Origin of the sequence: Streptomyces sp. NPDC016845 (assembly GCF_044332585.1) — a bacterium.
Taxonomy (GTDB): Bacteria; Actinomycetota; Actinomycetes; order Streptomycetales; family Streptomycetaceae; genus Streptomyces.
On record NZ_JBIRPI010000014.1, the window covers coordinates 1 to 26,711 of the forward strand.

24 protein-coding genes and 1 pseudogene are annotated in these 26,711 nt (G+C 70.6%); 12 read left to right on the forward strand and 13 right to left on the reverse strand.

Features of this window, described 5'->3' with window-relative positions; translation table 11 throughout:
* A pseudogene (locus tag ACH4RC_RS27825) lies at positions 1-183 on the forward strand (hydroxymethylpyrimidine ABC transporter substrate-binding protein); the annotation flags it as partial.
* Positions 184-251: 68 nt separating this feature from the next.
* Here ACH4RC_RS27825 and ACH4RC_RS27830 read toward each other — a convergent pair.
* The 3 genes from ACH4RC_RS27830 to ACH4RC_RS27840 form a co-directional block, all read right to left on the reverse strand.
* A complete protein-coding gene (locus ACH4RC_RS27830; RefSeq protein WP_398205793.1) occupies positions 252-971 on the reverse strand; it encodes an alpha/beta fold hydrolase in 720 nt (239 codons plus the stop codon).
* Positions 972-1,015: 44 nt separating this feature from the next.
* Entirely contained in the window at positions 1,016-1,603 is a 588-nt protein-coding gene (locus ACH4RC_RS27835; protein ID WP_398205795.1) for a helix-turn-helix domain-containing protein, read from the reverse strand.
* A gap of 425 nt (positions 1,604-2,028) precedes the next feature.
* A complete protein-coding gene (locus tag ACH4RC_RS27840) occupies positions 2,029-3,279 on the reverse strand; it encodes a PucR family transcriptional regulator (RefSeq protein ID WP_398205797.1) in 1,251 nt (416 codons plus the stop codon).
* A 317-nt stretch (positions 3,280-3,596) separates the two neighbouring features.
* Between ACH4RC_RS27840 and ACH4RC_RS27845 the strand changes: the two genes are divergently transcribed.
* Positions 3,597-4,436, forward strand: coding sequence for an alpha/beta fold hydrolase (locus tag ACH4RC_RS27845; protein WP_398205798.1), 840 nt, complete (start codon positions 3,597-3,599; stop codon positions 4,434-4,436).
* On the opposite strand, the gene ACH4RC_RS27850 is transcribed toward ACH4RC_RS27845, so the two are convergent.
* The 9 genes from ACH4RC_RS27850 to ACH4RC_RS27890 form a co-directional block, all read right to left on the reverse strand.
* Entirely contained in the window at positions 4,422-6,095 is a 1,674-nt protein-coding gene (locus ACH4RC_RS27850) for an MFS transporter (protein ID WP_398205800.1), read from the reverse strand. The two genes, ACH4RC_RS27845 and ACH4RC_RS27850, sit on opposite strands and share 15 nt — an antisense overlap.
* Positions 6,074-6,826, reverse strand: coding sequence for a YoaK family protein (locus ACH4RC_RS27855; RefSeq protein ID WP_398205801.1), 753 nt, complete (start codon positions 6,824-6,826; stop codon positions 6,074-6,076). Before ACH4RC_RS27855 ends, ACH4RC_RS27850 begins: the two co-directional genes overlap by 22 nt.
* Positions 6,807-7,337: a DoxX family protein gene (locus ACH4RC_RS27860; protein ID WP_398205802.1), complete on the reverse strand. Its 531-nt coding sequence runs from the start codon at positions 7,335-7,337 to the stop codon at positions 6,807-6,809. The genes ACH4RC_RS27855 and ACH4RC_RS27860 overlap by 20 nt, the downstream gene beginning before the upstream one ends.
* Before the next feature lie 68 nt (positions 7,338-7,405).
* Entirely contained in the window at positions 7,406-8,068 is a 663-nt protein-coding gene (locus ACH4RC_RS27865) for a hydrolase (RefSeq protein ID WP_398205804.1), read from the reverse strand.
* Positions 8,069-8,179: 111 nt separating this feature from the next.
* The gene (locus ACH4RC_RS27870; protein WP_398205805.1) at positions 8,180-10,069 is read right to left on the reverse strand and encodes an amidohydrolase; all 1,890 of its coding nucleotides are present in this window, start codon (positions 10,067-10,069) and stop codon (positions 8,180-8,182) included.
* 335 nt (positions 10,070-10,404) lie between these two features.
* Positions 10,405-11,262 carry an aldo/keto reductase gene (locus ACH4RC_RS27875; protein WP_398205806.1) on the reverse strand — a complete coding sequence of 286 codons (858 nt, stop codon included), beginning with the start codon at positions 11,260-11,262 and terminating at the stop codon, positions 10,405-10,407.
* The gene (locus tag ACH4RC_RS27880; protein WP_398205807.1) at positions 11,259-11,693 is read right to left on the reverse strand and encodes a cupin domain-containing protein; all 435 of its coding nucleotides are present in this window, start codon (positions 11,691-11,693) and stop codon (positions 11,259-11,261) included. The genes ACH4RC_RS27875 and ACH4RC_RS27880 overlap by 4 nt, the downstream gene beginning before the upstream one ends.
* Positions 11,694-11,738: 45 nt before the next feature.
* A complete protein-coding gene (locus ACH4RC_RS27885) occupies positions 11,739-12,725 on the reverse strand; it encodes an aldo/keto reductase (protein ID WP_398205809.1) in 987 nt (328 codons plus the stop codon).
* A gap of 2 nt (positions 12,726-12,727) precedes the next feature.
* Complete coding sequence (locus tag ACH4RC_RS27890) at positions 12,728-13,621, reverse strand: helix-turn-helix transcriptional regulator (protein WP_398205810.1); 894 nt, start codon at positions 13,619-13,621, stop codon at positions 12,728-12,730.
* A gap of 151 nt (positions 13,622-13,772) precedes the next feature.
* Here ACH4RC_RS27890 and ACH4RC_RS27895 point away from each other — a divergent pair, with 151 nt between their 5' ends.
* Complete coding sequence (locus ACH4RC_RS27895) at positions 13,773-14,108, forward strand: carboxymuconolactone decarboxylase family protein (protein ID WP_398205811.1); 336 nt, start codon at positions 13,773-13,775, stop codon at positions 14,106-14,108.
* A 306-nt stretch (positions 14,109-14,414) separates the two neighbouring features.
* Here ACH4RC_RS27895 and ACH4RC_RS27900 read toward each other — a convergent pair whose 3' ends face one another.
* Positions 14,415-15,131, reverse strand: a complete 717-nt coding sequence (locus tag ACH4RC_RS27900; protein WP_398205812.1) for a BTAD domain-containing putative transcriptional regulator — start codon at positions 15,129-15,131, stop codon at positions 14,415-14,417.
* A 171-nt stretch (positions 15,132-15,302) separates the two neighbouring features.
* Here ACH4RC_RS27900 and ACH4RC_RS27905 point away from each other — a divergent pair, with 171 nt between their 5' ends.
* From ACH4RC_RS27905 to ACH4RC_RS27945, 9 genes are all read left to right on the forward strand, one after another.
* Entirely contained in the window at positions 15,303-15,512 is a 210-nt protein-coding gene (locus ACH4RC_RS27905) for a hypothetical protein (RefSeq protein WP_398205813.1), read from the forward strand.
* A 68-nt stretch (positions 15,513-15,580) separates the two neighbouring features.
* Positions 15,581-17,998, forward strand: a complete 2,418-nt coding sequence (locus ACH4RC_RS27910; RefSeq protein ID WP_398205815.1) for a hypothetical protein — start codon at positions 15,581-15,583, stop codon at positions 17,996-17,998.
* Entirely contained in the window at positions 17,991-19,250 is a 1,260-nt protein-coding gene (locus tag ACH4RC_RS27915) for a hypothetical protein (RefSeq protein WP_398205816.1), read from the forward strand. The genes ACH4RC_RS27910 and ACH4RC_RS27915 overlap by 8 nt, the downstream gene beginning before the upstream one ends.
* Positions 19,251-19,265: 15 nt before the next feature.
* On the forward strand, positions 19,266-20,033 hold the full coding sequence (locus ACH4RC_RS27920; RefSeq protein WP_398205817.1) for a hypothetical protein: 768 nt from the start codon (positions 19,266-19,268) through the stop codon (positions 20,031-20,033).
* 10 nt (positions 20,034-20,043) lie between these two features.
* Entirely contained in the window at positions 20,044-21,318 is a 1,275-nt protein-coding gene (locus ACH4RC_RS27925) for a hypothetical protein (protein WP_398205819.1), read from the forward strand.
* A gap of 34 nt (positions 21,319-21,352) precedes the next feature.
* Positions 21,353-23,167 (forward strand): DUF2272 domain-containing protein, encoded by a 1,815-nt coding sequence (locus ACH4RC_RS27930; protein WP_398205820.1) that lies wholly within the window; start codon positions 21,353-21,355, stop codon positions 23,165-23,167.
* A gap of 520 nt (positions 23,168-23,687) precedes the next feature.
* Positions 23,688-25,259 carry a polysaccharide lyase family 1 protein gene (locus ACH4RC_RS27935; RefSeq protein ID WP_398205822.1) on the forward strand — a complete coding sequence of 524 codons (1,572 nt, stop codon included), beginning with the start codon at positions 23,688-23,690 and terminating at the stop codon, positions 25,257-25,259.
* Between the two features lie 266 nt (positions 25,260-25,525).
* Positions 25,526-26,176: a DUF5994 family protein gene (locus ACH4RC_RS27940; protein WP_398205823.1), complete on the forward strand. Its 651-nt coding sequence runs from the start codon at positions 25,526-25,528 to the stop codon at positions 26,174-26,176.
* A complete protein-coding gene (locus ACH4RC_RS27945) occupies positions 26,173-26,493 on the forward strand; it encodes a hypothetical protein (protein WP_398205825.1) in 321 nt (106 codons plus the stop codon). Before ACH4RC_RS27940 ends, ACH4RC_RS27945 begins: the two co-directional genes overlap by 4 nt.
* The last annotated feature ends 218 nt before the right edge of the window (positions 26,494-26,711 follow it).

The following is a 26,711-nucleotide window of genomic DNA, read 5'->3' on the forward strand; positions in this document are numbered from 1 at the left end:
CGCGCGGGCGCCGAACTGGCCCGGTTCATGGCCCCGGCCGCCGCCGACGCGGCCCCGGACGTGGACACCGCCGCCGCCATCGCACCCCGCTCCCTCACGGGCGCGATCACCTCGGTGGACCCGGCCGACGGCTTCGCGGTGACCCCCTTCGAGGAGCGCCTCGCCGCCCTGCGGGCCGAGTAGCGCATCCTCTACGGCCTGTCGGTGGACGGCGCTTTCCACGCCGTCCACCCGTGGGCGGGCGGGATCGGTCAGCCGGTGGCGCGGACAGCGTCGAGGATGAGGTCCGCCACATCCTTGGGGCGGGACACGGCGACGGCGTGGGAAGCGCCGTCGAGTTCGACGACGACGGCTCCGGCGCGTTCGGCGCCGAAGCGTTCGACATCGGGGTTGATGGCCCGGTCGGCGCCGGCGACCAGGGCCCATACGGGCTTGGTGTGCCAGGCGGCGGCAGTGGCCTTCTCCTCGAACGCGGCCACGACCAGGGGCCGTTGAGCGGCGGCGAGCACCCGGGCGACCGAGGCGGAGACGTCGGCGGCATACACCGTGGGGAAGGCCTCCGGGTCGATACTGACCTCGTCGACGAGCCCACCGGCTGAGGCTGTGCAGGTTCCCCGCCTGAGGTGCCCGGCCAGGGCGGGAGGGGGAAAGCGGCCTTCCAGCTCGGCCGGGCTCTCGCCCCTCTCCAGGATGTGGGCGGCGACGTAGACGAGAGCGACGACGTTGTCCGTGACGCCTGCGACAGTGATCAGCGCGCCACCGTAGGAGTGGCCGACCATGATGACGGGTCCGTCGATACGTCCGGTCACCGAGGCGACGTACGCGGCGTCCGACGCCAGGCCGCGCAGCGGGGTCGCCACCGCGATGACCGTGAGGCCCTGACGCTGGAGTTCGTCGATGACTCCGAGCCAGCCGGAGGTGTCGGAGAACGCGCCGTGCACGAGCACGATGGTGGGCACAGGAGCAGGCATGAATGGGTCCTCATGAGCGGAGCGGCCTGAAGAAGGAAATGCGTCTAAGTCCGGGTGAAGGTCGACATCTGCCATTCGGTGGGCGATACGCCGTACGCGCGGCGGAACAGCCGGCTGAAATGCGAAGGACTGGCGAATCCCCAGTTCTGTGCCACCGCGGCCACGGTGCGCCGGCGGTTCGACGGCCGTCCCAGATCCATGCGGCAGGATTCGAGCCTGCGCTGCCGTACCCACGAACCGACCGTTGTGCCGTCGTTGTGGAAGAGTTTGTGCAGATAGCGGACGGAGATGTGATGGGCGCGCGCGATGGACTGCGGCGACATGTCGGGGTCCATCAGATTCTCTTCGATGTGGTTCCGTATACGTGCGAGCATCTCGTGCCCGCCTGACGGTGGTTCGGCGGGGTAGGACCCCAGAAGCTCGGCCACGAGGAGGGAGACGAGGTCCACCGCGTTGAGGGAGAGCCTCCTGCCGCTCGCCGAGTTGCACAGCTCGTCCTCGCCGATCAGAGCGCTGAGGAAGCGTGAGACCAGTGCTCCGACACCGCCGTCTCCGCCGACTTCGGTGCCCGCCAGACGGCGGGCTTCCTCCCCGGTGATCCCCAGGTAGAAGCAGGGGACTCGAAAGAACACGAAGCGATCGTCACCTCGGAGACTCCCAGGCGTAAGAGCATCTTGGAGAATCAGGCCGCGGGATTCCGACGGGTTCGCAGAGCTGGGCTCACGGAGCCCCAGGTAAAGGCTGTCCCCGTCTTCTTCCCGGGCGAGCCAGGGAAGGGTTCTGCAATGACCGGAATCATCTCCCCGGTCCGTTCCGGCAGTTCGTTCTCCGGATGCTTCTTCTGTCCGTCTCTGTGCATGCGATATGACCGGCGTGGTCACAGTGGGCTCCAGTCGTGCCGTGTTCGTCAGTTCTGAGGTGCGGCTGCCGCACGCCCCTCCGCAAGGGGGCGGCTCCTGCCTGACTCATTCTGGTTCGACACGGCCTTTCGCCACTACCGCGCTCCGTAGGGATCGGCCGGGAGAATCTTCATCACTCTGTAGTGGCGGACGGCGGCTCAGATCACGCCGGCGCCCTCGGAGGTGACCAGCAGGTCCCTGATCCGCAGGCCCAGATGCAGGATCAGGCGGTCGCCGCCGTCGTCCAGGTCCAGGCCGGTGGCCTCTTGGACCTGCCGCAGCCGGTAGTACAGGGAGGTGCGGTGGATCTGCAGTGCCTCCGCGGTCCTGGGGATCGATCCGGCGTGTTCCAGGAAGGAGCGCAGGGTCTCCTCGAGCCGCTGACCGCCAGGTGCGTCGAGCAGCATGCGCAGTGGCTTCGGCAGGAGGGACTCGTTCAGGGCGTGGTCGGGCAGTTGCAGGAGTACGGCGTACTCGCCGAGCTCCTCCCAGGTTCCGACGCGCTTGAGGCGTGGCATGCGACGGGCGGCGCGAGCGGCCACCAGCGCCTGCTTGTAGGAGGTCCATGCGTCGGCGAGGGAAGTCTGGCTGCCGCCGACGCCGAGTACGGGCTCCGCCGATGCGTCCAGGTAGGTACTGAGGGCTTCGACGGCCCGGGTGGACTGCTCCGTCAGCTCACGCTCGGGTATCACGCGTTCGCTGACCTGGAGCAGAACGGCGTGGTCGGCGTCGACGGCCAGGAGGCCGTGCGCGTTGCGCGTGCGTGTGAGGCTTTCCAGCGCACCGCGCAGAGCCACCTCGATCTGGCCCGTCGGCTCGTGGGAGGGGGTCACCTGGACGACGGTCACCACCACGTGCGGGGCGTCGGGGAGCAGTCCGCCGTCGACGATGCGCTGCCGGGCGGCGTCACGGGCGGTGGAGCTCGTGCCCAGCAGGGACGCCAGCAGTTCTCGCTCCAGCGCGCCGTCGGAATCGGCGGCCGCCCGGTCCGCGTACATCTGGGCCGCGACGTCCGCGGCCGCGCGGGTGATGGTGTCGGTCTCCTCCGGCGTCAGATGTCCGTCGGGCGCGACGACCATGAGCAGGCCGAGGAGGTGTCCGCGTTCACGCAGCGGCACGCAGTAGCGCGTCAGCAAACCGAGGTCGTCGCGGCCCTGGATGTAGCCCGGCCGGGTCCACTGGCCGACGCCCTGGTCGAGGACGTAGCGGATGATCTCGCTGTCGGCCCGGCCCTGGAGCAGGCTGCGGATGCGGACCGGGTCGGCGTCCTCGAAGTGTCTGCTGGAGCAGATGAACCGGACGAGGGGGTCGTCCACGACGACGGAACGGCGAAGTCTCGTAGCGAGCTCCTCCACGAGTCCTTGCAGCGCATCGCTGCCCACGTGTGCCCGGCGCGTCTGTTCGTCCATGACCGCCCCCTCTGCGGCCTTCTTTCTACAAGGCGTGAAACGAGCAGATCAAATTTTCAACAGTGTGAGGTCGGACATGCGGGTCGTCCCCTTCTGTCCAGTTCGCGACGTGGTGCCACGGCAGGGGACTGCTCCGGGCCTGGCACGTCGCCGCCCACGGAGCCGCTCCCGCTCTCGTCCGACCGTCGGCCTTGTGCACTGAGAGAAAAGAAGGGGGCACTGACAGAACAGGAAATTTGCCCGGCCTTCGTCGCGTTCTGTACAAAGATCTTCGCGCGCCGGTCGGCTGACCCGGCACAGGGCAGAACAGGGGCATCGTGGGCGAGTTGACGACGAGCGACGGTACGCGGCTCGCATATCGCGACAGTGAGGGCGACGGGGTTCCGCTGGTCATGCTCCACGGGTGGGGGCAGACCCAGGAGATGTTCCGGCACCAGGTGAGCGGTCTGGCTCCCACGCGCCGCGTCATCACCGTCGATCTGCGCGGTCACGGCGCGTCGGGCAAGCCCCGGCACGGTTACCGCATCGCCCGGCTCGCCCGTGACGTGCTCGAACTCCTCGACCATCTCGGTCTGGACCGTGTCGACGCTCTCGGCTGGTCGATGGGGGTGTCCGTGTGGTGGAGCTTCATGGACCAGTGGGGCACCGGCCGGATCCGCCGGTTCGTCGCCGTCGACCAGCCCGCGGCCGTCGCGGCCGTCCCGTGGATGACGCCGGAGGAACAGCGGGAGTCCGGGGCCATCTTCGACGTTCCGGCGCTGCTGGAGCTCGGCGCCGCACTGTCCGGACCGGACGGCGAGCGGGCCCGCCAGGACTTCGTGCGCTCCATGTTCTCCGGTGCCACCGACCCCGGGATCCTGGCTTTCGTCGCCCGGGAGATCAGGTCGACGCCCGCGTACGCCGGGGTGCCGCTGCTGTTCGACCACTGTGCGCAGGACTGGCGCGACGTGCTGCCCCGGGTGGACGTGCCGACGCTGGTGATCGGCTGCGACGGCAGCCATGTGAGCCCCGACTCCCAGCGCTATGTCGCCCGCCGGATTCCCCACGCCCAGCTGCACATATTCCCCACCGACGTCGCCTCGTCGCACTACCCCTTCCTGGAGAACCCGCCGGCGTTCAACGCCGTGGTGGACAAGTTCCTGTCAGAGGAGCGCTGAGCTGAGAGGCGTCTCGTCATCTCCGGCACTGGTCCGTCGCTGTCTTGACGCCACCGGTCCGGCGCCGGTGTCGAAGGCGTGCGTCACCTCGGGCGCGGTGCGCGAAATCAGCAGGGCGCGGGCGTGCTCCTCCTGGCGGCGGTCCATGGCCGTGAGCCGCGTGTGGTGCTGGGCGAGGTGCTCGGCCCAGGAGGCGACCAGATAGTTCTCGATGAAACGCTCCGGGTCCTTGCCGTCCTGGTAGAGCCCCCAGGACAGGGCTCCGGTCCGGCGACGTGAGCGGGCCACAAGGGTCATGCGGTCGGTGAAGGCGGCGGCGTTCGCGGGTGCGACGCGGTAGGTGACGGAGACGAGTACGGGGCCGTCGGCCGGGCCTGGTTCGAACCGCAGGGGTGGCACCGGCCAGTGGTCGGACACGGTCGGGTCGATACCGTCCGTCCCCCTCAGCGGCCACCGGCGCAAGCTCGCCGCTCCGGCCAGCAGCACGACGCCGCCGGTCAGAAGGGCGCCGTCGAGCCCGATCCACTGGGCCAGCAGGCCCCAGAGCGGCGCTGTCAGCGCCTGTCCTCCCTGGAAGACGACGAGGTAGGCGGCGAGTCCGCGGGCCCGGACCCAGCCGGGCAGCCGTTGCTGGACAGCGGCGTTGAGCGTGGACAGCACGCTGATCCACCCCAGCCCCGCCGCCGGCAGCGCGACCGCCGCGAGCCAGGGCTGCCGGGTCGTGGCCAGCACCGCCAGCACACCGGCGAAGACCGCCGTGCCCACGGCGAGGATGCCGTTGACAGTGAGCCTTCGCCGGACGGCGGGCAGGGCGAAGGCGCCGCCCACCGCACCGGCACCGACCACGCCGAGCAGAAGCCCGTATCCGCCCGACCCGAGCCCCAAGGAGCGGCTCGCCACGAGCGGGAGCAGGGACCACATGGCGGCGCCGCCAGGGATGAACAGGGCGGTGCGCAGCAGAACGCGGCGGACTCCGGGAGCGTGCCAGACGTAGCGGCGCCCCGCCTGCGCGGCCGCCAGAAGCCCTTCGCCGTACGCGGGATTCCGCACGGGCTCGGCCCGCCGCCACCGCAGCAGGACCGCCATGACGGCCAGATACGACAGGGCGTTGAAGGCGAAGACCCAGCCGGGCCCCGCCGCGGCCACCACCGCACCGCCCAGGGCCGGGCCCACGGCCCGCGCCAGGTTCATGTTCACCGCGCCCAGCGCGGCCGCCTGGCCGAGCTGGGCGCGCTCCACCAGTTCCGGTTGGACGGCCTGCCAGGCCGGGCCCATCAGGGCGGTTCCGCAGCCCAGCAGGAAGGTGAGGGCGAGCAGGAGGCCGGGGGTGAGGGCGCCCCTGAACGCCGACAGGGTCAGCACGGTGGCGACGGCGAACATGGCGGCCTGGGAGGCCAGGAGCATCTTGCGCCGGTCGAAGCGGTCGGCCAGGACGCCGGAGGGCAGGGCGAGCAGCACCACGGGCAGGCTGGATGCGGTCTGCACGAGGGTCACGGTGGCCGCGCTGTGCCCGACGAGCAGCCACTGCGCGCCGACCGTCTGCATCCAGCTCCCGGTGTTGGAGACCAGCTGGGCGATCCACAGGGCCCGGAAGACACGCGCCGCGAGCGGTGCCCACGCCGGGCTGTCGGCGAGTTTCACGACGTCGGCCTGGTCCACTCGGGCGCGGAGGCCGACAGGTGGTGGGCGGACAGGCGGTAGGCGGACAGCGATACCGCGGTGAGCAGCAACAGCGCCAGAGCCAGGACGAGAAGGAGCGCGGCGTCGAGCAGGAGCAGGGCGCCCACGAGGGCTCCGAGGAACATGGCGACGACGGAGAGGACGCGTCGGCCGGGACGGGGGGCCGCCCCGCCCGCCGGGGAGGAGTCCGCGGCCAGTCCGGTCAGGGTGAGCGTCAGGACGGTCGTGGTCAGGTCCGGGACCCCGAGCCGCCGCGCCACCGCGTTCTGCATTCCCATGGCGATGCCGAGCAGCACGATGAGGGTGTAGCGGACCGGGGTGGTGACCTCGCCATGTGCGACGGCGACGGCGATGACCGTTCCGGCGACGAGGAGGACCTGAACGGCCGTGGTCGCGGCGAGCAGTCGGCCGCGGTGGGACGCCAGTCGCGTGGTGAGACGTCCTCCCGCCAGCGCTCCGGCGAGGAACGAGGCCATCGAGGCCAGGGAGGCGAGGACGGACAGTCCTGGCGCGCCGGCCAGCGCGAATGCCAGGAAGACCACGTTGCCTGTCATGTTGGCGACGAACACCCGGCCGAGCGCCAGATAGCTCACGGCGTCGATCAGACCGGTCACCACCGTCAGTACCAGAAGCAAGGGGGGCAGCGGGCCATGCCGGTCCCCCTTGGGCGGAACGAGTGTGTGGGCGGCGTCAGTCAGCGATCTGCGCATGCCGCGTCCTTTCCTGCGTGCTGTCGCCGGGCTGGTGCCGCAGCGCGATGCGAGTGATCAGTCCGGTGCCCGGGCCGGCGGCCAGGGCGGCGAGGGCGACCCACAGCGGCCAGGAGACCGGTCCCAGGGCGTGGTCGAGTGACCAGCGCCCTGGGCCCGTGAGGGCGAGGGCCGCGGCGACGGTGACGAGGACCAACGGGTACTCGTAGCCGTCGTTCTGGACCCACAGGCCCTTGCGCCACTTGACGGTGCCGGCCACCGTCATCACGCCCATGGCGGCCATCGAGGCCAGAGGGGTGAGGAGACCGGCCGCCAGGAACAGGCCGGCACCGATCTGGCTGCCGCCCGCGGCGAGGGCGGTGAGCCGGCCGCCGCGGAACCCGTCCCGGCGGAACTCCTCGGTCCCTCCGGCCAGTCCGCCGCCGCCCAGCCGGAAACTGACCTTCTGCACTCCGTGTCCGGCGATGAGGAGTCCCACCACCAGCCGGAGCACCAGCAATCCGCTGTCCATCGCGTCTGTCCGCCTGTTCCTGCTGTCCTGCTGTTCCTGACGTGCTTTTGTCGGTCGTGGGGAGCCGGTCAGCCGGCGGCGTGCTCGCCGATGACGGCCTGCGCGTAGACGACCCCGAGACCGTAGGTGCCACCGTTCTGCTTCACGACGTCCATGACGGGCAGGTAGGTGTCGGTGCGGGCCCAGTCACGCTGGAGTTCGAGGAGGACCTGCACCCAGGTGACGGGCACCACGCCGGCCTGGACCATCCGCTGGACGGCGTGCTCGTGGGCCTGCGGGCTGACTCCGCCGGAGGCGTCGGTGACGACGTACACCTCGTAGCCCTGGGCGAGCGCGGAGAGCGCGGGCAGGACGACACAGACCTCGGTCCACAGCCCGGCGATGACGAGCTTCTCGCGGCCGGTGGCCTTGACGGCCTCGACGAAGGCCTCGTCCTCCCAGGCGTTCATCGTGCTGCGGTCGACGATCTTCTGCCCGGGGAAGACGTCCGCGAGCTGCGGCATGAGCGGTCCCGAGAACGACTCCGCGGCGACGGTGCTCAGGACGGTCGGTACGTCGAAGACCTTGGCGGCCTTCGCCAGGCCGACCGTCGCGTTGATGATCGCGGTGCGGTCGCCGCTGCCGGTGCCGAAGAACATCTGCGGCTGGTGGTCCACGAACAGCACCGCGCAGTTGTCGGGGGTCAGCAGGTCCGGGCTGGGGGCGGCGGTGACTTCGGCGATGTTGACCATGAGGATGCCTTTTCTGTGATGGGTTGCGACGGTCGCGGACGAGCGGTCGCGCGACCGGGAGGAAGGAAGGAACCGGAGGGAAGGGAGCCGAGAGGCGCGGGGCAGTCCGGCTCAGAGGGAGAAGCAGGGATCGAGGACGGGGCTGTCGGTCTCTGAGGCCAGGCCACGGCGGGCGCGCCACTGGCGGTGCAGCTCCGATTCGGCGACGGCTTCACCGAGCAGTTCGGCCTGGCGCACTCCCGGCCTGGCGTGTGCCGGGGTCGCCTGGTAGCCGCCGAAGTGGGCCACCGGGCTCCACGCGGGGGTCACCGCGGGCATCTCCTCGTCGATGCCCTCGTACTCCCCGGCGGCGTAGACGATGCGGCCGCCGACGACGGTCACCAGGGCCTCGATGTCCGCGATCTCCGGGTCCGGGACGGTGAAGTAGTCCTGGGACAGCACGGTGAGATCCCCGTAGAAACCCGGGCGCAGGACGCCCTTGCGGTCCTGCTCGCCGGTGAGCGCGGCACCGGCCGTGGTGAACATCTCCAGGGCCGTTTCCCGGTCGACGCGGTTGTGCGGCGGGTGCAGGGTGAGGTCGCCGACGGTACGGCCGGTGACCAGCCAGTGCAGCGCGACCCACGGGTTGTAGGAGGAGACCCGGGTGGCGTCGGTGCCGGCCCCCACGGTCAGGCCCCGGCCCAGCATCGCGCGGACGGGCGGTGCGTCGGCGGCGGCTCCGATCCCGTAGCGGCGTACGAACGCCTCGCCCTGGAAGGACAGCCGGTTCTGCACCGACATGGCGCCGCCGAGGGCGGCGATGCGGTCGAGGCTGTCGGCGGAGACGGTCTCCGCGTGGTCGAACAGCCAGCCGTTGCCGCCGGGGAAGAGCCCTTCCGCGGCGAGCTTCTCGAACACCGCCAGGTCGCGGCGGATGGTCTCGTCGTAGGTGGCGTGCAGACGGAAGCCCCAGCCGTTCTCCATGAGGAGGCGCACGGCGCTCTCGAACTCCACCTCGTAGTCGGGGGCGTGTTCGGGGCGCGGTTCGGCGAAGTTCTCGAAGTCCGCCGCCGCCCAGGTGAGGTTCTCGCCGGCGCCGTTGAGGCGCAGCCACTCGTCCCCGTCCTCGGGACGGACCATGCCGATCCAGCGGGTGAGGTCCTCGATCTCCTGGCCCGCGGTCTGGGGGAAGAGGTGGTAGGCGATGCGCAGGGACAGTTCGCCCCGCCTGGCCAGTTCGGTGACCGTCTCGTAGTTGTCGGGGAAGTTCTGGAAGCCGCCTGCCGCGTCGATCGCCGACGTGAGGCCGAACCGGTTGAGCTCCCGCAGGAAGTGACGGGTGGAGGTCTCGCGGTGCTCCTCGTCGAGCACCGGCGCCTTGGCCAGCGTGGAGTAGAGAATCAGGGCGCTGGGTGCCGCCAGCAGCATGCCCGTGGGTTCACCGGTGCGGCCACGCATGATCTGCCCGCCGCGGGGGTCGGGGGTGTCCTTGTCGTAGCCGACCGCCTTGAGCGCCGCACGGTTGAGGATCGCGGCCTGGTAGAGGTGCAGGACGAACACCGGGGTGTCCGGTGCGGCGGCGTTCAGCTCGGCGACGGTGGGCAGGCGCCGCTCGGCGAACTGCTCGGCCGACCAGCCGCCGACCACCCGCACCCACTGCCCCTTGGGTGTGCGGGCCGCCTGCTCCCTCAGCATGGCCAGGCCCTGCCGCAGGGTCCGCACACCGTCCCAGCGCAGCTCCAGTACGTAGTTGAGGCCGCCGCGGATCACGTGCAGGTGCGCGTCGTTGAGACCGGGGATCATTCTGCGCCCGAGCGCGTCGACGACCCGTGTGGCGGGACCGACCTGATCGGCCACGTCCTTGTCGCCGCCGACGGCGGTGATGACACCGTCGCGGATGGCGAGCGCCTCGGCCTGCGGGAGGCGAGGATCGCCGGTATGGATCTTTGCGTTGCGGACGACCAGGTCCGCCGCGTCGTCGCTGGCGCGGGGAGTCAACCCGCCGACCGGCATCGTGGACACCTTTCGACAACCTCCTGCAAGGGCGTACAGCATCGGATGAACGTCGAGGCCGCGCGCTCGGACCGAGCGGGCTTCGGCGAACCGCACGAGGGTTCGTGCGGCGACTGCTTCGCGGCTCACGCTAGGACGGTCCGTGCCCGTGCGATTTCAGCTCAGCGCACCGTGCCTTGCCCAGCAGCGCACTGCCGCCCCCAGTCCGCTGATCGCTTGCGGGCACCACTGCGAAAGGAGCCCCGCAGCAAGCTGCGGGGCTCTGAAGCGGTTCCGGCGCCGGGGGCGGGTCCCGAGGGCTGTCATGGCGGGCGCCACCGCCTCCAACCAGCGCTATTTCGACGTCACTTGCCGCTGTAGACAGGGAACGCGCCGTGCTCGCCGTAGTCCACATCGCGCAGACCGCGCAGGGCCTCCATGTCATCGCCCGAGATCTCGAAGTCGACCTCGGCGTTGGAGCGCATGTGCTCGGGGTTCGCTGTCTTGGGCAGCGACACCGTGCCCAACTGCAGGGTGTAGCGGATGCACAGCTGCGGGACGGACACGCCGTACCTCTCGGCCATCGCCTGGACCTCGGCGTTGCGCAGGATCGCTCCGTGCGCGATCGGCGAGTACGCCTCGACGAGGATCTGCTTGCCCTCGCAGTAACTCAGAAGCTCCGAGGGGGTGTTGCCGGCATGGACGAGCAGCTGGTTCACGTGCGGCACGACGGTCGCGCCCTGCAAGACGTTCTCCAAGTCCCGCTCCGTGAAGTTCGAGACTCCGATGGAGCGGACCTTGCCGGCCCGATGCGCCTCTTCGAGCGCGCGCCATGCTTCGCGGTTGCCCTCGGCGTAGTCGCCGCCGCGGAAGTCGTTCCACGGCTGCGGGCTGTGGATGAGCATCAGGTCGATGTACTCGACGCCGAGTGTTTCCAGTGACCCGTCGATCGCGTCGACCGCCCGGCCGTGGTCCTTGATCTCCGCGGCGAGTTTGGTCGAGACGAACAACTCGTCGCGGGGCACACCGGCGCTGCGCACGCCCTCCCCGACGCCGCGCTCATTGCCGTACGCCTGGGCGGTGTCGATGTTGCGGTAGCCGGTCTTCACGGCGGCGCGGACCGCCTCGGCCGCCTTGTCGTCGTCGATGAACCAGGTGCCGAGCCCCAGTTTGGGGATCTCGACGCCGTTGGACAGCGTGTAGGTCTCGTCCAGGATGGTCATGCGTTCGCTCCGTTCCTCGGCAGCTCGCCGTACGCCTCGTCGGTGACGGGCTCGAGCCATTCGTTGCTGACGTCTTCGCCAGGGGTGATGAGGGCGACGTGGGAGAACCACGAGTCGGCCTTCGCGCCGTGCCAGTGCTTCGTGCCCGCCGGGACGCGGATCACCGTTCCCGGCTCCATGCCGACGGGGGCCTCGCCATCGGCCTGGTACCAGCCGCTGCCCGCCGTGCACAGCAGGATCTGGTCACCGCCGCCTCCCGTGCCGTGGTGGATGTGCCAGTTGTTGCGGCAGCCCGGCTCGAAGGAGACATTGCTGACCGGAACGCTCCCCGAGGCGAGCGGAGCCAGGTAGCTCTGGCCGGTGAAGTACTGCGCGAAGGCGTCGTTCTTCTCCCCGAGCGGAAAGATCTGGTCGAACTCGTTGGCAGGCATTTCGTTCTTTCTCTCTGTTTCGAGCCGGGCGCGGGTGGGCCGTTCTTAGCCGTTGACGTAGGTCATGTGCTCGGCGTTGTAGCGATCGCCGCTGACGCCGGCCCGCCGGGCGAGGCCGTCGAGGTCGGCGACCTCGTCCGCGGACAGCGCGAGTGCCGTCGCGGCGTTGTTCTCCTGGATGCGTGCGGTGCGGCGGGTGCCCGGGATCGGCACGATCCACGGCTGCTGCGCGAGCAGCCAGGCCAGGGCGATCTGGCCAGGCGTCGCGCCCTTCACTTCGGCGAGCCGCCGTACGTGGTCGACGAGCGCCTGGTTCGCGGCCAGGTTCTTCGCCGTGAAGCGCGGGACCCGGTGGCGGATGTCCTCGTCGGTGAAGGTCGTGGACGTGTCGACGGTGCCGGTGAGGAAGCCCTTGCCGAGAGGGCTGAACGGCACGAACCCGATGCCGAGTTCGGCGAGCGTGGGCAGCACTTCGGCCTCGGGGTCCCGTGTCCACAGCGAGTACTCGCTCTGGACCGCGGTCACGGGGTGGACGGCGTGCGCGGCGCGGATGGTGGCGGCCGAGGGCTCGGAGAGCCCGAAGTGCCTGACCTTCCCCTCGGCGATCAGCTCGCCGACAGTTCCCGCGACGTCCTCGATCGGCACGTCGGGGTCGACGCGGTGCTGGTAGAACACGTCGATCGTGTCGGTGCGGAGCCGCCTCAGGGACTCCCCCGCGACGCGGCGGATCTGTTCGGGGCGGCTGTCGAGGCCGACGCTCCGGCCGTCCTGGATGTCCCATCCGAACTTGGTGGCGATCACGACCTGGTCGCGGACCGGCTCCAGCGCCTCGCCGACCAGCTCCTCGTTCACGTAGGGCCCGTAGACCTCTGCGGTGTCGAAGAAGGTCACGCCCTTGTCGACCGCGGAGCGCAGCACCGTGACCATGTCTTCGCGGCTGCCGGGGTTGGGGCCGTAGCTCTGGGACATGCCCATCGCGCCGAGCCCGATCGCGGAGACCTCCAGGCCGCGTCCGAGTGTTCTGGAGTGCATGGTCATCTCTCTTGGATCGTGGTCGGGTGCCCGAGGCGGGGTGGCCCCGCCGTGGACGTCGCGGTGAGGCTCGCGAGCAGCCGCAGACGCTCCTCGCTGGGCGAGCCGGGTTCGGCGGTGTAGATGAGGAAGGACAGCCCGGGTTCGGCGGTCAGCTCCATCCCCTCGTAGGTCAAGGTGAGGTCGCCGACCTCGTGGTGGTGGAACTGCTTGGTGCCCGATCCGTGGCGGCGCACGTTGTGTGCGCCCCACCGGGTGCGGAACGCGTCGCTGCGGGTGGACATCTCGCCGATCAGGTCGTGCAACTGCTTGTCCCGGGGATCCCGGCCGGCTTCGGTGCGCAGGATCGACACGGTGACGTCCGCGGCCCCCTCCCAGTCGGGGTAGAACGCCCTGGCCCGTTCGTCGAGGAAGCAGTAGCGCGCCAGGTTCCCTTGCCCGGGGCCGTCGAAGACCTCGTCGTAGAAGGCGCGCCCGAGTGCGTTCGTGGCGAGGACGTCCATCCGGCCGTTGCGCACGAACGCGGGCCCCCGGTCGATGGCCTCCAGCGCACGGAGCAGGCTGTCCCTGGGCACCCACTTCTTCGGCCTGCGCCCGCGCACGGGCCGGGCCGCGCCATTGGCGGCCCGGGCGAGGTCGAAGAGGTGCTCGCGCTCGGCGTCGTCCAGCTGCAACGCCCTGGCGACCGACTCGAGGACGGCGTCGGAGACGCCGGTCAGGTGGCCGCGCTCGATCTTGGCGTAGTACTCCGGGCTCACGTCCGCGAGCATCGCCACCTCGCCGCGGCGCAGGCCCGCCACCCTCCGGTGCCCGGAGACCGTCAGCCCAGCCTGCTCGGGGGTGACCTTCGCTCGACGGGACATGAGGAACTCCCGTGCTTCGTTCCTGGCGTCCATGTCTTCCACGCTAAAGCGCAAAGCTGCTGTGAGGGATGCCCTGCCAGTACGTCCTTCACCGGGGACTCCCGCGCTCGGCATGTCCGGCGATGTCATTGCCATCGCACAGAGAAGATCGAGTGACGGACGTCGTCGCAGGTAGGGAGAGATCATGCCGGAGAACACGAGCACGGGCTGGACCGGCGGGAAGAACGCCTTCGGCGACTTCGCCCCGGGGATGGTCCATTACACCGACAGAGTCCTCTTCGACGAGGTCTGGGAGCGCGAGGGCCTGTCCAAGCGCGACCGCAGCCTCGTCACCATCTCGGCGCTGACCGCCCTCGGGAAGATGGACCAGCTGCGGTTCCACCTCGCCTTCGCCCGCCAGAACGGGGTCACCGACGAGGAGCTGCAGGAGGCCCTGCTGCACTTGGCGTTCTACTCCGGCTGGCCCAACGGCATGGGAGCGACGAGCGTGCTGAAGAACATCGTCGAGCAGCAGGACTGAGCCTGTCCCCGGGTGGGGGCGCCGTCGCCTGCCGGACGACCGGCGAAAGCGCCCTTGGCCACAGGTCGGGGCCGAACAGCTCCCACGCCCTGGCAGGATCGAGGAGGCTGTCGGGCTCGGTGTACGCGAGGCGGGGCAGGATCCGGCGGCGCAGCCGCCTCACCGGGCCGACCCGCGGCATCCGGCCGGCTCCGTGCGGGTGACGTTCACGGGAAGCTCGAACGGCTGCGCAAGGCTGCTGGGAGAGGAGCGGACCGGAACAGATCACCGGCCACTTGTGTGCCCGGTCCGGCGCCGGCCAAGCGGTTACTTCGCGGCCACGGCTCCATCCCCCGGCCACTGCGCCCGGCCCATCAGCGCGCTGGAGGGGGTCAGCCGCATCTCGTCCCAGAGGAGCCGCGTGTACTGGTCGACCTGTCTGCGCGCCTCCACGACATTGCCTTCGGCCAAGTGCACTTCGACCAACGCGGCGCGGGCTGATTCCTGCAGTGGTTCCGCGATGATCGCGGTGTAGGCGGCGTCGAGGGCCGGTACGAACCGGCCGAGTCGGCGCAGCCGGTGGGACAGGGCCACGAGGGCGTGGATCCGGATCTGGCGGATGCGCTCTCGTTCCACGATCAGCCATTCCTCCTCCCAGCCCGGCAGGAGATCTGCGACCAGGCCGGTGGTCGCCGCGTCGTCCGGCGCGAGATCGCCGTCCTTGTCGAGCAGCCTTCCGGCCTGGCCCAGGCTGCGCTCCAGGTCGACTTCGACGAGTGCGCCGAGGTGTACGTGGGCGCGGTCGGCGTGTACGAGCCGGTCGTCGGCCTGGCGGATCCGCCAGATCGCCGTGCGCAGGCTCGCCTGGGCACGGGGGCGGGGGCCGTCGCACCAGAGTTGCTCGGCCAACGCCGTGCGGGGCTGCGTCACGCCGGACGGGCGCGTGAGTGCCAGGAACGCCACCACCCGCTGGGCGTGGGCCGGCAGCACGACTTCGTGCCGTCCGATGTCGAGACGGAACCCGTTGAGGAGGTGTACCAGCACAGGAGCGGAGGATGGTGCGGAAGCGGGAGCGGGGCTGAGAGGATGCGGCATGTGCACCTCCTCCGCGTAGTTCGCGGACTCTATCCTCGCACCGTGTGCGGGGGCGTCAATCCATCGTCAACGTCCTGTGCGTTGATGGAAGCGAGACGGGCCCCACCGCATACTCACGGCATGGAATCGCCGCCATGGCGCGTCGTGGTCGTACGGGCCTGGCTGCACGACAACCAGGTGGTCGCCGTGTTGCTGGTGGGGTCCGGGGCGGGTTCGCCTGTGCCCGTGCGGCGTATCGCGGCAGGCTCGGTGGAGGAGGCCTCCGCCGTCCTCGGCGACGTTCTCCGGGAATTGACGCGGGAACCTACGGATCCGGACACGACCGGTTGACGCGGTGAGCTACGGACGCCCCGCATTCTGTTGCCCACCTCCGCACCGGAGGGCAAGGAGGCAGGGCGATGGACGTGTTGGCCACGAGCCCGACCGCACCCAGGACCGCACCCAGGTCCGCACCCGAGACCGTGCCCGAGCTGCAGTCCCCGTTCGCGGGTTTCGCCGGTCTGTCAGCGGACTCTGCCGAGGCGTACGAACGTCCGCGGCCGGTGACCGGGGTGGTGCTCGACTCGCCGTTCGGCTCGGGTCTGCACACAGAGGAGGCCGACGCGGGCGAGGACGTGCTCGCCGAACTGCTCGGCGAACTCGCCGACGACGAGTTCGAGGACGCCGTGGCCCAGCTCGTGGACGACGCCGCCGCGGCACACCTGCGGAGTGAGACCGCGTGGTCGGCCGGGGAGGGCTCCCAGGCCGGTTCGCTGAGCTGGGCCGAGTCGTTGGCCGAGCAGTCCGACCGGTTGCTCGACGGCGTCGCCGCCCGGCTGGAGCACGAGGACCTCACCGCGATGTCGGCGCGGGATCTCGACGCCGTGCTGGAGTCGATGGCTCCGGAGCCGGTCGGCTCGCGCGAGGTCGTGTTCGAGCAGTTCCTGGGAGGTCTGCTGAAGAAGGCGGGCGGCCTGGTGAAGGGTGTCGTCAAGATCGCGCAGAAGGGGATCGCGGCAGTCTCGAAGATCCTGCCGGTCGGGTTGCTCCTCAAAAAGCTCGGTGGTCTCGTCCGGCCGCTGCTCTCACGGGTGATCAAGTCGGCGATGAACCGTCTGCCCGCGGCCGTCCGCCCCATCGCGGAACAGATCGCGAAGAAGCTGGGTGGCGCCGGTGTTGCCGGTGGTGCCGGCAGTGCTGGTGGTTCCAGCGGCGCGGGCGTCTCTGACGCCGCGCGTGGTACAGGTGGAGTCGGCGCCGGGGGCGGCGCAGGTGACGCGGAACCGTCGGCCGCGTCCCAGCTCGCCGGCGAGTTCGACCGCAACATGATCGGTCTGCTGTTGGCCCCTGACGAGATCGCGGCGGACGGCGTGCTCGCGGAGGCGGCGACCGACGCCGGGGCCGAAGCGCCCGACCCGGTCGGCGAGCTCGACGCGGCCCGCCACGAACTGGGCCGACGGCTCACCGAACTGTCCGCAGGCTCCTATCCGAAGCCGGAGATCCAGCAGTTCCTCCCCGTCGTGATGGCGGCGCTGCCGCTGATCAAACTCGGCCTCAAGATCATCGGTCGGCAGCGGGTGGTCGACTTCATCGCCGAGCGCATCGCCGACCTGCTGCGCACCATGGTCGGACCCGGCCCCGCCAAGCAGATCGCCCGCCCGATCGTCGACGTCGGCATGAAGCTCATCGGCCTCGAAGTCCCGGCGGAGGCCGAGACCGACGTTGCCGGTGAGGCGCTCGCGGCAACCGTCGAGACGACGGCGCGGCGGGCGCTCGCGCTGCCCGCCGCGGTGCAGGACGACCGGCTGCTGCTCGACGCCGCCGTGCAGCAGTTCTTCGCCGAGGCCGCCGCTGTCCACCTGCCTGGCCGACTGCTCCGCGCCGACCTGCCCGAGCGGGAGTCGGACCACGATAGCGGGGTGTGGGTGCTGATGCCGCGGTCGGCCGCCCCCCGGTACCGATTCCTCAAGTACACGCGGCCGTTCGAGATCCAGGTCAGCAGGCAGGTGGCGCGCGCGGTGCCGTGGCCCGACGGCGGGACGCTGGAGTCGCACCTCCTCGACCGCGGCGTCCAGCGATGGCCCACCACCGCCGAGGCCCACCTCTACGAGATGCTCCCCGGAGGCCACCTCGGGCACCTGCGCCACGACGACAGCCTGCGCGGAAGCACCGGGGAAGCGGACGGCACGGCGGAGGAAGTCGCGCCGCTCACCCCCGAGATCGCCGGACTGCTGCTCGGTGAGCCGGGACTTGGCCGGCCCGCACCCGCGTCAGCACCCGGGCGCGGCGGGCCGACGGCCCGGCCTGGCGCCGCTCCCGGACGCCGGTTCGTCCGGCTGCGGCCCACAGGACACGCGGCAGGCCGTGCGGCGGGGCGTGCGGCCGGGCCACGCGCACGGCTCGGTGTGCACCTGGACTCCGCCGCCACTCCGCCCCGGCTGAAGATCGCCCTGCGGCTGAGTGAACGGCAGGGCCAGGAAGTGCTGTCCCTGCTGACCAGGGCCGAGGGCCCGGATCTGCCCGGCGCTCTGCGCAAGGTACAGCAGGTGCACCAGCGCTTCCTCATACCCCGGCTGACCGACCGGCTCGTGCAGCGGTCCCTGCTGCCGGACACCGCGGCCGCGAAGGCGGCCGCGGAGCAACTGGCGACGGCCGTCGACACCGGGCTCTCCGCGATGCTGCAGGGCCAGGCGGCGCAGCTCACCGAAGCGGTCCGCGACCCGGCCCAGGGCCTCACGATCAACTTGGTGTTCGAAGGCGTCACGCGGGAGAGCCTTCGGGGCACGCCGCCCGAGCCGGCCGTGACCGTGACTCCCGGTTGGCGCACCGGTGGCTGAGCCGGGGGTCGACGTCCTCACCGCCCAGCTCGCGGCGGAGCTACGGCACTGGCGCGCCGCCGCCCTCGAACTGACCGACCTCGACATGATCGCCGCGCCACAGGCCTGGGCCGGCCTCGAGTCCTACCTCGGCACCGGCGTCCGCGCCGGGCTGACCAGGTCGGCCCAGGCGGTGGTCGACCGCGCCGACCAGCTCACGGCCCAACTGCCGGGCGCCACAGGGCGGGAGGACCTCGCCCGGCTCCGGGACAGGGTGCTGTCCCTGCGCCAGGCCTACGTCCGCGCCGAGACCGTGATCGACTTCTTCGGAGACGCCGTCGGTACGCGTACCAGCCCACGCCAGGCGGAGCTGCTGCGCGGTCTGGATCTGCTGGCCGTCGACGCCATGGACCGCATCCTCGGGCCGCTCGGCATCCCGGTCCCACCCGTACTGGTCTACCTCGACAAGGGCCTCGGAGCATCGATTCTGCGCGCGGGGATACGGCTGTGGGACGCATCGCTCTCACCGGCCGCCGCGATCAAGATCACCCGGCACAACCTGCCGCGGCCGACGTCCCTGATCCACGAAGGCGGCCACCAGATCGCACACCTGACGAGGTGGACCGACGAACTCGCCACCGCTCTGCACGACGCGCTCGCGCCCGCGTCGCCGATCGCCGCGGAGGCCTGGAGCGGCTGGGCCGGTGAAGTCGCCGCCGACGTCGTCGCCTTCGTCCTGACCGGCTACGCGCCCGTACCGGCGCTGGCCGACGTCGTGGACGGCACCACCGCCGCCGTGTACCGGATGCCACCGGGCGATCCGCATCCGATGGGCATGCTGCGGATCGCGTTCAACGCCGCGCTCTGCCGGTACTGGTACGGCGCCGGGGCATGGGACGACCTCGTGCGCACCTGGTTGTACCGCCACCCCGTGCATGCGGCGCCACCGGAGTCCGCGCTCGTCGCGCGGGCGACGCTGCCTCTTCTCCCGGAGATCGTCCGGGTGTGTACGGAGCGGCCGATGCGGGCCTTCGGCGGGCGGCCCCTCTCGGCCCTGGCCGACCCGCGCCGGGTCGCGCCCGCCGAACTGCGCAGGTTCGCCGACGGGGCCGGGGCGGCGCTGTACACCTCGAGCTATCTGCAACGGCTCGAATCCATGCGGATCCTGGCCTGGACCGTGCTCCGGTCGCAACGCCCCGATGACAACGCCGACCGTGAACTCCAGACGTGGCTGCGCCGTCTCGGCGCGGACCGTGTGACCGTCCCAGTCTGACCAGGGAGACCAGCCATGACGCACCCCCCGACGCCGCCACCTGGAACGGGACCGGGCCGGAAACCGGGACCGGACCCGGCGCCCCCGCCCGGCAAGGCCCCGGCCCCCGGACCGTCGCTGCCCGGATCCTCGCCGCCCGGATCCTCGCCGTCCGGATCGCCGTCCGGATCCTCACTGCCCGAATCCCCGCCGCCCGGCTCGCTGCCCGGATCCTCACTGCCCGAATCCCCGCCGCCCGGCTCGCTGCCCGGATCCCCGCCGTCCGGCTCGCTGACTGAATCCTCGTCGCCCGGATCCCCGCCGCCCGGATCGCCGTGCGGATCCCCGCCGCCCGACATCGCCGACGCGATCACGGCACTGACGACGTTCCTGCGCAACGGTTCCCAGGCACGTGACCCGGAGGCCTTCAGCCCCGCGCAGCTGAACATCGAGCGCGACTTCCGGGACCTGCTGACCGGGCTCGGGCGCGGCAGTTCGGACCCGCCAGAACGGATGGTGCGCCCGGTGCTGTCGCACGGGCTGGTGGAGCTCGGTGCGCCGCTTCCCGCCGAGGCGTTCAGCATCGGCGGCTTCAACCGCTTCGGCCGGAGGTCCAACAAGGTCTGGCTCGTGAAGGTGGCCGAGGCCAGCAAGTCTCCCGGTGACCCGACGCACCTCCGCCACGACCACATCGTGGTCGACAGCGTCGTACGGCTGCGGGTGTTCGACGAGTCCGGGCGGCGGATCCTGACGGGTGTCCCGAGGATCGCCAAGGCCAAGGCCCCGTCCCGGCCCACCCCCTGAGGAGACCACCATGTTCCGTACCCTCGCCCGCCTGCTGGCCGACTCGGGATTCGACACCGACGAGTTCTTCCGGATCCATCCGTTGCAACTCAGCCGCTGGCTGGAGGAGGCATGGGCCCAGGGCGGCCAAGCCGACTGGCCCGGCTTCGAAACCTCCCCGACGGGCATCACCCCGGACGTCGTGGCCCGCCTCCAGCTGCCCGGTGAGGTGAACGGAGGGCTGCTCGACGCTCTGCGCTCCGGAATCCAGATCCCCGGTCAGTTCTCCCCGCCCTTCGCCCCGGGCATCGGCACAGGCGCCGCACTGCCGTGGGACCACCTGATCTACGCCTTTCTGGTCGAGAGCACCGGTGTCGCGGAGATCCTGCGGGAGGTCGTCCGCCGCTATGTGGTCGGCGAGACGCTCGAAGCCGCCAATGACACGACCTACAGCTGGGTCCGGGCCACCGAGGAACTGTTCTTCCGCGACCCCCCGCTGTTCTCCGTCACCGGTACTACCAGCGCCTTACGTCCGGACCCCCTGGTCAACCGGCGCAACGCCTACTGGCGGATGTTCGGGATGGACCTGCCGCACTCGCCGCCCGGAACCCCTGGCCAGCCGTGGAAGTCGGACGTCGGAGCGTCCGCGAACCTCCGGTTCGGCGAGGTGTGGATCGAGTTGCTGCGACAGGTGTGGCTCGCGTTCGTGAACGACAGCAACGCGGTCGGCGCCAACCCCACCGACGCCTCGTACATCGCCTACCTGTGCCAGACGCTCTCGGAGATGATGGGGATGCGTCGCCGCGCCGGGATGCTCGCCCGCGAGGAGTTCGGCCATGTCGTCACCATGAGCTGGTTCCACCTGCTGCTCGAGACCGAGAACAACGTCGTGCAGGACCTCCAGGCGAGCGCGGGTGCCGGCGGGAACGCCGCGGACCGCCTCTCCCGGATCGCGCAGCGGGTGGGCATCACACCTCCGCGCCGCGCTCGTGAACTGTTCGAACTCGCCGACCTCGTCTCACCGGTGATGATGTTCATCGAGGCAGGCAAGTTCAACACGCCCGGCGATGCCGAGCTGCTGTTCCGCAGCGGCTCTCCGCAACCGGTGGTGCGCGACACGATGAACCGCGTCATCGACCTCTGGCAGTCCGCGACGGGGTCGTCGATCAAGGAGCCGGGGGTCCGGGTGGTCAATGGCCCGCCGCCGTCGTCCTCGCAGCCCGTGCGGCTGCCGAGCGCCCATCTGCCCGCGGCACCCGACCCCGCCAAGGCCGGCTCGAACGGCTCCGCACCCGTGCGGCTCTGAACCGGCCGACACCGCTTGAGACCGGGAGGCGACGATGACCCGCCCGCAGACCTGGGACTGGACCGAGTCCCTCTCCGCCGATCCGCCGTCCGTCGCGCAGCAGCCCCCGAACTGGGTCGCGCAGGAAGTGTTCCGGCCGGCCGAGCAGGGCAGCGACAAGCAGGAGTCGGGCCCCGAGATGTCCCTGGCCGAGTTCGCCGCCGAAGCGCGCGACGGGTCCTTCGCCCCGGAGATTGCCGGCGAGGCCGAGTCCGGAGAGGTGGAGCTGGCCGAGTGGGAGCTCGCCAGAAACCCGGTCCAGGACGAGGCGTTCCCGTCCGGCCTTGCCCTGACGCCGACCACGGGCGCCATCGCCAAGGAGGCGGAACACTGGGACCCGTACGCGACCGGGCTCCCGCTCTACGCCACCGGTCCCGCCGTCCGGCCACAGAGGCTCTCCCCGAACTTCACCGTCGGTGAACTCGTGAGCAGCGGTGGAACGGCCGCCGACATCGCCAGGATCTCCCCCGCGCTGGTGCGCTGCCTGCAAACGCTCCGCGACCGGCTGGGTAGACCCGTCACCATCAGCTCGGGGTACCGGTCCTGGGCGCGCAATGTGGCCCTGTACCGCGCCCGGGGCGCCACCCCGACCCTCAGCCGGCACTGCAGCGGACAGGCCGCCGACATCAGCGTCGCGGGCATGACCGGACTCGACCTCGCCAAGGCCGCGCTCGACGCCTGCGGCCGGGATCTCGCGGTCGGGATCGGCGCCGCCTACGCCCACATCGACGTCCGCGGCAGCTGGGCCCGCTGGTCCTACGCCTCGGGCGACGCGGCGAAACGGGACATCGCCGCGATCGACGCGCACCGCGGCGCGCTGGGGAGCGCCCCGCCCCCGGCGTCCGGTTCGCCCTACGTCCCCGTCCCGGGCGGCGTACCCGCCGGCGGTGCCCCGAGCGTCGGTCCGCTGCGGGCCAGGATCGCCCAGGTCGCCGAGGAGGAGCGGACCCGATGGGGAAACGGGGCCCGCGTGGAGACCGAGTCGACGATGACGGCGACGCTCCAGGACTACTACCGCACCGGCGTCGGGATCACGGTGACCGCGTCGGACCTGCAGAGTGGTTCGTGGCAGAGCGGCCATCCGTGGAGCGCGGTCCTCATCAGCTGGGTGATGCGCCGAGCAGGTGCGGGCAGCGCCTTCGCCTACAGCACGGCACATCGCGAGTACGTCAGCGCCGCCAAGCGCAACGCCGAGACGGGCAACACCGCCAATCCCTTCTGGGCCTACCCGGTCGAGAAGATCGTTCCTGAGGTCGGCGACCTGGTCTGCGCCGACCGGGACGGCGGCGGCGGATGCGGCGGCGTCACCTATGCGACGATCGACAACGGCACGGCGTGGTCGACGCACTGCGATGTCGTCACGGCCGTGGACCGGCCCGGCCGCAAACTCACCGCCGTCGGCGGCAACGTCAGCGATTCGGTGAAGGCCAAGACGATCGCGCTCGACGCACAGGGCTTCGTGGTGCCGCAGCAGTCAGGGCAGACCTGCCGGTACTTCGCCATCCTCAAGGTCCGCGACGGAGCGCCCCCGGCCTCCCAACAAGAGTCGGGACCGACCGACTCGGCCGCCGTGCTCGACCCCGACGCCGTGGTCCGGGCGATCCGCCTGAACACCTCCTATGCCTCGGCTCTGCGCTGGGACGGGCACGCCGACGCCATCGCCCGGCTCATCGCGTCACCCGGATCGGCCCCGGCCGACGCCACCTTCGCCCACGCCGTGGCGCGATGGCAGCGCGGCCGGGGACTGACACCCGACGGGGTCCTCGGACCGGACTCCTGGATCGAGATGGCGAAGGTGATCAACCGCTGACAGCGGTCGGCGGGCGGAGCGCGGAGCGCCTCCGTCTCATCGTGCGCGGAACCTTGCCAGCCGAACCGTCGTCGCCCTATTGTCACGGCCAGAAAGCGCTTTCCCGATGCTGGGACGTATCGGTGGAGGCGGTTTTCGCGGTGCGCTGCCGCGAGTTACGCGTGAGCCGTTCCCTGATAGGTGCGCGGTGCCCTCCGGGGCTCCCGCGCGCCCTGCGCGAAGGACGTACGCCATGACCGCCGTGCACAACAACCTCATCAGCAACGGCTTCCGGTAACGGAGGGCCGCCGCTGCCGCCACGTCCGGCGGCGCGGACGTCCGGCCCTGCACGACCCCGAAGGCACTCCTCGCTCCCTCATCCGTGTCCCCGTCGGCGACTCCACGAACGTATCTGACATGTACATGCACATTGCTACGCACGCACGAAGCACGCGAAGCATGCAAAGCACGTGAAGCACGCGCGGCACACAGATCACATAGAGCAGATAGAGCAGATAGAGCACATGAAAAGGAGACAACCATGAGACTTCGACGACCTGTCGCCCTGCGGCTCACCGCCGGAATCGGCGCGCTCGCCCTCGCGGGAACGGCCGGAGTGGCGCTGTCGATGACCACCGCGTCGGCCGCCGTGACCGGCACCGCGACCGGCTATGCCTCCCAGAACGGCGGCACCACCGGCGGCAAGGGCGGGGCGACGGTGAAGGCCACCACCGGAACCCAGATCCACGCCGCCCTGTGCAACCGGGCCAGCGCCAGCACTCCGGTCATCATCGAGGTCGAGGGCACGATCAACCACGCCAACACCAGCAAGGTGTCGGGCTCCAGCTGCAACACCGCCGCCGGTGTGATCGAGCTCAAGCAGATCAGCAACGTGTCGATCGTCGGCGTCGGCAGCGGCGCCGTCTTCGACCAACTGGGCATCCACATAAGGGAGTCCAGCAACATCATCATCCAGAACGTCACCATCCAGAACGTCAAGAAGTCCGGCTCTCCGACGTCCAACGGCGGCGACGCCATCGGCATGGAGAGCAATGTCCGCAACGTCTGGGTCGACCACGCCGACCTCAAGGCGTCGGGCGGCGAGTCCGACGGCTACGACGGTCTCTTCGACATGAAGGACAACACCCAGTACGTCACCCTGTCGTACAGCACACTGCGCAACTCCGGCCGCGGCGGCCTCATCGGATCGAGCGAGACCGAGCTTTCGAACGGCAACATCACGTTCCATCACAACCTGTACGAGAACATCGACTCCCGCACTCCCCTGCTGCGCGGCGGCACCGCGCACATGTACAACAACTACTACGTGAGCCTCAACGAGTCGGGCATCAACTCCCGTGCCGGGGCGCGCGCGAAGGTGGACAACAACTACTTCAAGAACTCGAAGGACGTTCTTGGCACCTTCTACACCGACGCGGCCGGCTACTGGCAGGTCAGCGGCAACATCTTCGACAACGTGACGTGGTCGGCGCCCAGTTCGGAGAACAAGCCGGCGGGCCCCAATCCGGTCTCCAACACCACGGTCAGCATCCCCTACGCCTTCAGCCTCGACGCCGCGAGCTGCGTGCCGGCCGTCGTCGGGCAGACGGCGGGCGCCAACAAGGGCATGAAGGTGTCGGACGGCAACTGCTCGCCGCAGACGCCGACGCCGACCCCCACGGACCCGACCCCCACCCCCACCGACCCCACCCCCACGGACCCCACTCCGACGCCGACCGACCCCTCCGGCACCAACCTCAGCATCGGCGCCGGCTCCGACGGCTCCAGCAAGGCGAGCGGGAGCAGCTACGGCTACGTACGGGACGGTGACCTGAACACTTCCTGGTCACCGAGCGGCACGACGGGCTCCGTCTCGATCAAGTGGGGCTCCGCCACCGCCGTTTCGAAGATCAACATACGGGAGGCGTCTTCCGCGACGGGGCGCATCAAGTCCTGGCGGGTCCTCAACGGTGACACCGGCGCGGTGCTGACCTCCGGCAGCGGGGCAGGCGCGATCTCCTTCCCGAAGACGTCGCTGAAGAAGGTGACCTTCGAGATCACCAGCGCGAGCGCGACACCGCAGGTCGCCGAGTTCGAGACGTACGCGCAGTAGCGGTCGGGCCCGCCCACCGGACACACATCGGCGGGCGGGCCGTCCGATACCGAGCGCCTGCGCGGTCTCGGACTCGGACTCGGACTCTGACGCCGGTCGAGATCCGACCTGCCACAACGCGCTCAGAAGGTCAGTCGTGGTCGGTGCTGCCACCGGAGTAAGGTCGGCAGTACCGAGAGCATCTCCTGACCGGCTTCCATGTCGGTATCTCTCTCGGTTCGACAGCACCGGGCCGGCCACGACAGGCCCGGAGACGGGCCGACACCATGACGGTGCTCACCGCACGACCCCCGCCGGCCATACCGATCACCGAACCTTCCGACCACCCGCCGTTGCGGCTGTCCCTCAAGCCTCCGGACGCGCCCTCCGGGCTGCTCGACGGCGCCTGGTGGCCGCGCTCCCGAGACCTCACTCGTGAACTTCCCGCCCTGACCGACGTGTTGGAACCGCTGTGGGGCCGCGTCACGCGCGTCACGGTCAACCCGACGTACTGGCCGGTCGCACCACGCAAGGTTCCGGTCAACGGCCATGTGGTCAAGGTGGGTTGGCTCCGGGCCGAGCAGGACCCGCACCAACTCTCGCTGCTCTCCTACCACATAGGCCGCTGGGACCTGCTGATCATCCCCCCGGAGACGGACGCGGCAGCCGCCGCACGGCTCATGGCCGCCGCCTGCGCCCTCGGAGCCGACCGGACAGGAAGCGCTCTCATCGCCGACGAGCCGGACCGCCACGCCGATCGGCCGGCCCCGCACCGGTCCAGTCGTCTCCTTCCCGGTCGCCGTGGCACTCACAGCCCGAGGCGGCCGCAACCGGGCAGCGCCTCACCACCCGCCGTCCGCGACCACCGGGACGGTGGGCGCGGACGCCTCCGTTCCCGGCGCAGGATCAACACCGCCACGAGGGGACGAAGGACATGACCGCGCAGGCCGCAAACCCAGCGACGCAGTCCGGCCGGACCGGGCCGGACTGCGAGAACCAGCCGGCCGACGGCCACGCGGAGGTCCGCATCGTCGCCGCCGACCCCGAATCGGCACGGCAGGTCGCGCTGCTCCTCAGCCGGTTCTTCGTCTGCGACGAGCCCCGCAGCTACCCCGCGGGCAGCGCAGGAGACGGCACCCGCCTCCACCTGACAGTCGACACCCTGCACACCCGGCTCTCCGACCCGGCACCCAGGTCCTGGCTCGTCGACAGCCGCTCACAGGCACGGCGCACCCACGTCGGCGAGACGGACTGACCCCCGGTTCGCTTCATCAGCGATGCCCTGGCCCCTGACCCCGGCCGCTTCTCCGAACCGAGGCCGGGGGCCATGACCGCGTCACCGCTCGCCACACCTGAACACCGGCGGTGTCCACATGGCTCGCGGGCTCTTCCCGCCTCCCGCCGCGGCGCATCCGGGACTACCCTCATGTCAGGACGCCGACGTTCCAGACCCCGACGGCGCGTTGCTGCTGA

Coding starts and splice junctions, on each gene's coding strand:
- ACH4RC_RS27830 (WP_398205793.1), bottom strand. CDS start 971: ATGCCTGCTCCTGTGCCCACCATCGTGCTCGTGCACGGCGCGTTCTCC.
- ACH4RC_RS27840 (WP_398205797.1), bottom strand. CDS start 3,279: ATGGACGAACAGACGCGCCGGGCACACGTGGGCAGCGATGCGCTGCAA.
- ACH4RC_RS27855 (WP_398205801.1), bottom strand. CDS start 6,826: ATGCGCAGATCGCTGACTGACGCCGCCCACACACTCGTTCCGCCCAAG.
- ACH4RC_RS27860 (WP_398205802.1), bottom strand. CDS start 7,337: ATGGACAGCGGATTGCTGGTGCTCCGGCTGGTGGTGGGACTCCTCATC.
- ACH4RC_RS27865 (WP_398205804.1), bottom strand. CDS start 8,068: ATGGTCAACATCGCCGAAGTCACCGCCGCCCCCAGCCCGGACCTGCTG.
- ACH4RC_RS27875 (WP_398205806.1), bottom strand. CDS start 11,262: ATGACCATCCTGGACGAGACCTACACGCTGTCCAACGGCGTCGAGATC.
- ACH4RC_RS27880 (WP_398205807.1), bottom strand. CDS start 11,693: ATGCCTGCCAACGAGTTCGACCAGATCTTTCCGCTCGGGGAGAAGAAC.
- ACH4RC_RS27885 (WP_398205809.1), bottom strand. CDS start 12,725: ATGCACTCCAGAACACTCGGACGCGGCCTGGAGGTCTCCGCGATCGGG.
- ACH4RC_RS27890 (WP_398205810.1), bottom strand. CDS start 13,621: ATGGACGCCAGGAACGAAGCACGGGAGTTCCTCATGTCCCGTCGAGCG.
- ACH4RC_RS27895 (WP_398205811.1), top strand. CDS start 13,773: ATGCCGGAGAACACGAGCACGGGCTGGACCGGCGGGAAGAACGCCTTC.
- ACH4RC_RS27905 (WP_398205813.1), top strand. CDS start 15,303: ATGGAATCGCCGCCATGGCGCGTCGTGGTCGTACGGGCCTGGCTGCAC.
- ACH4RC_RS27910 (WP_398205815.1), top strand. CDS start 15,581: ATGGACGTGTTGGCCACGAGCCCGACCGCACCCAGGACCGCACCCAGG.
- ACH4RC_RS27920 (WP_398205817.1), top strand. CDS start 19,266: ATGACGCACCCCCCGACGCCGCCACCTGGAACGGGACCGGGCCGGAAA.
- ACH4RC_RS27925 (WP_398205819.1), top strand. CDS start 20,044: ATGTTCCGTACCCTCGCCCGCCTGCTGGCCGACTCGGGATTCGACACC.
- ACH4RC_RS27930 (WP_398205820.1), top strand. CDS start 21,353: ATGACCCGCCCGCAGACCTGGGACTGGACCGAGTCCCTCTCCGCCGAT.
- ACH4RC_RS27935 (WP_398205822.1), top strand. CDS start 23,688: ATGAGACTTCGACGACCTGTCGCCCTGCGGCTCACCGCCGGAATCGGC.
- ACH4RC_RS27940 (WP_398205823.1), top strand. CDS start 25,526: ATGACGGTGCTCACCGCACGACCCCCGCCGGCCATACCGATCACCGAA.
- ACH4RC_RS27945 (WP_398205825.1), top strand. CDS start 26,173: ATGACCGCGCAGGCCGCAAACCCAGCGACGCAGTCCGGCCGGACCGGG.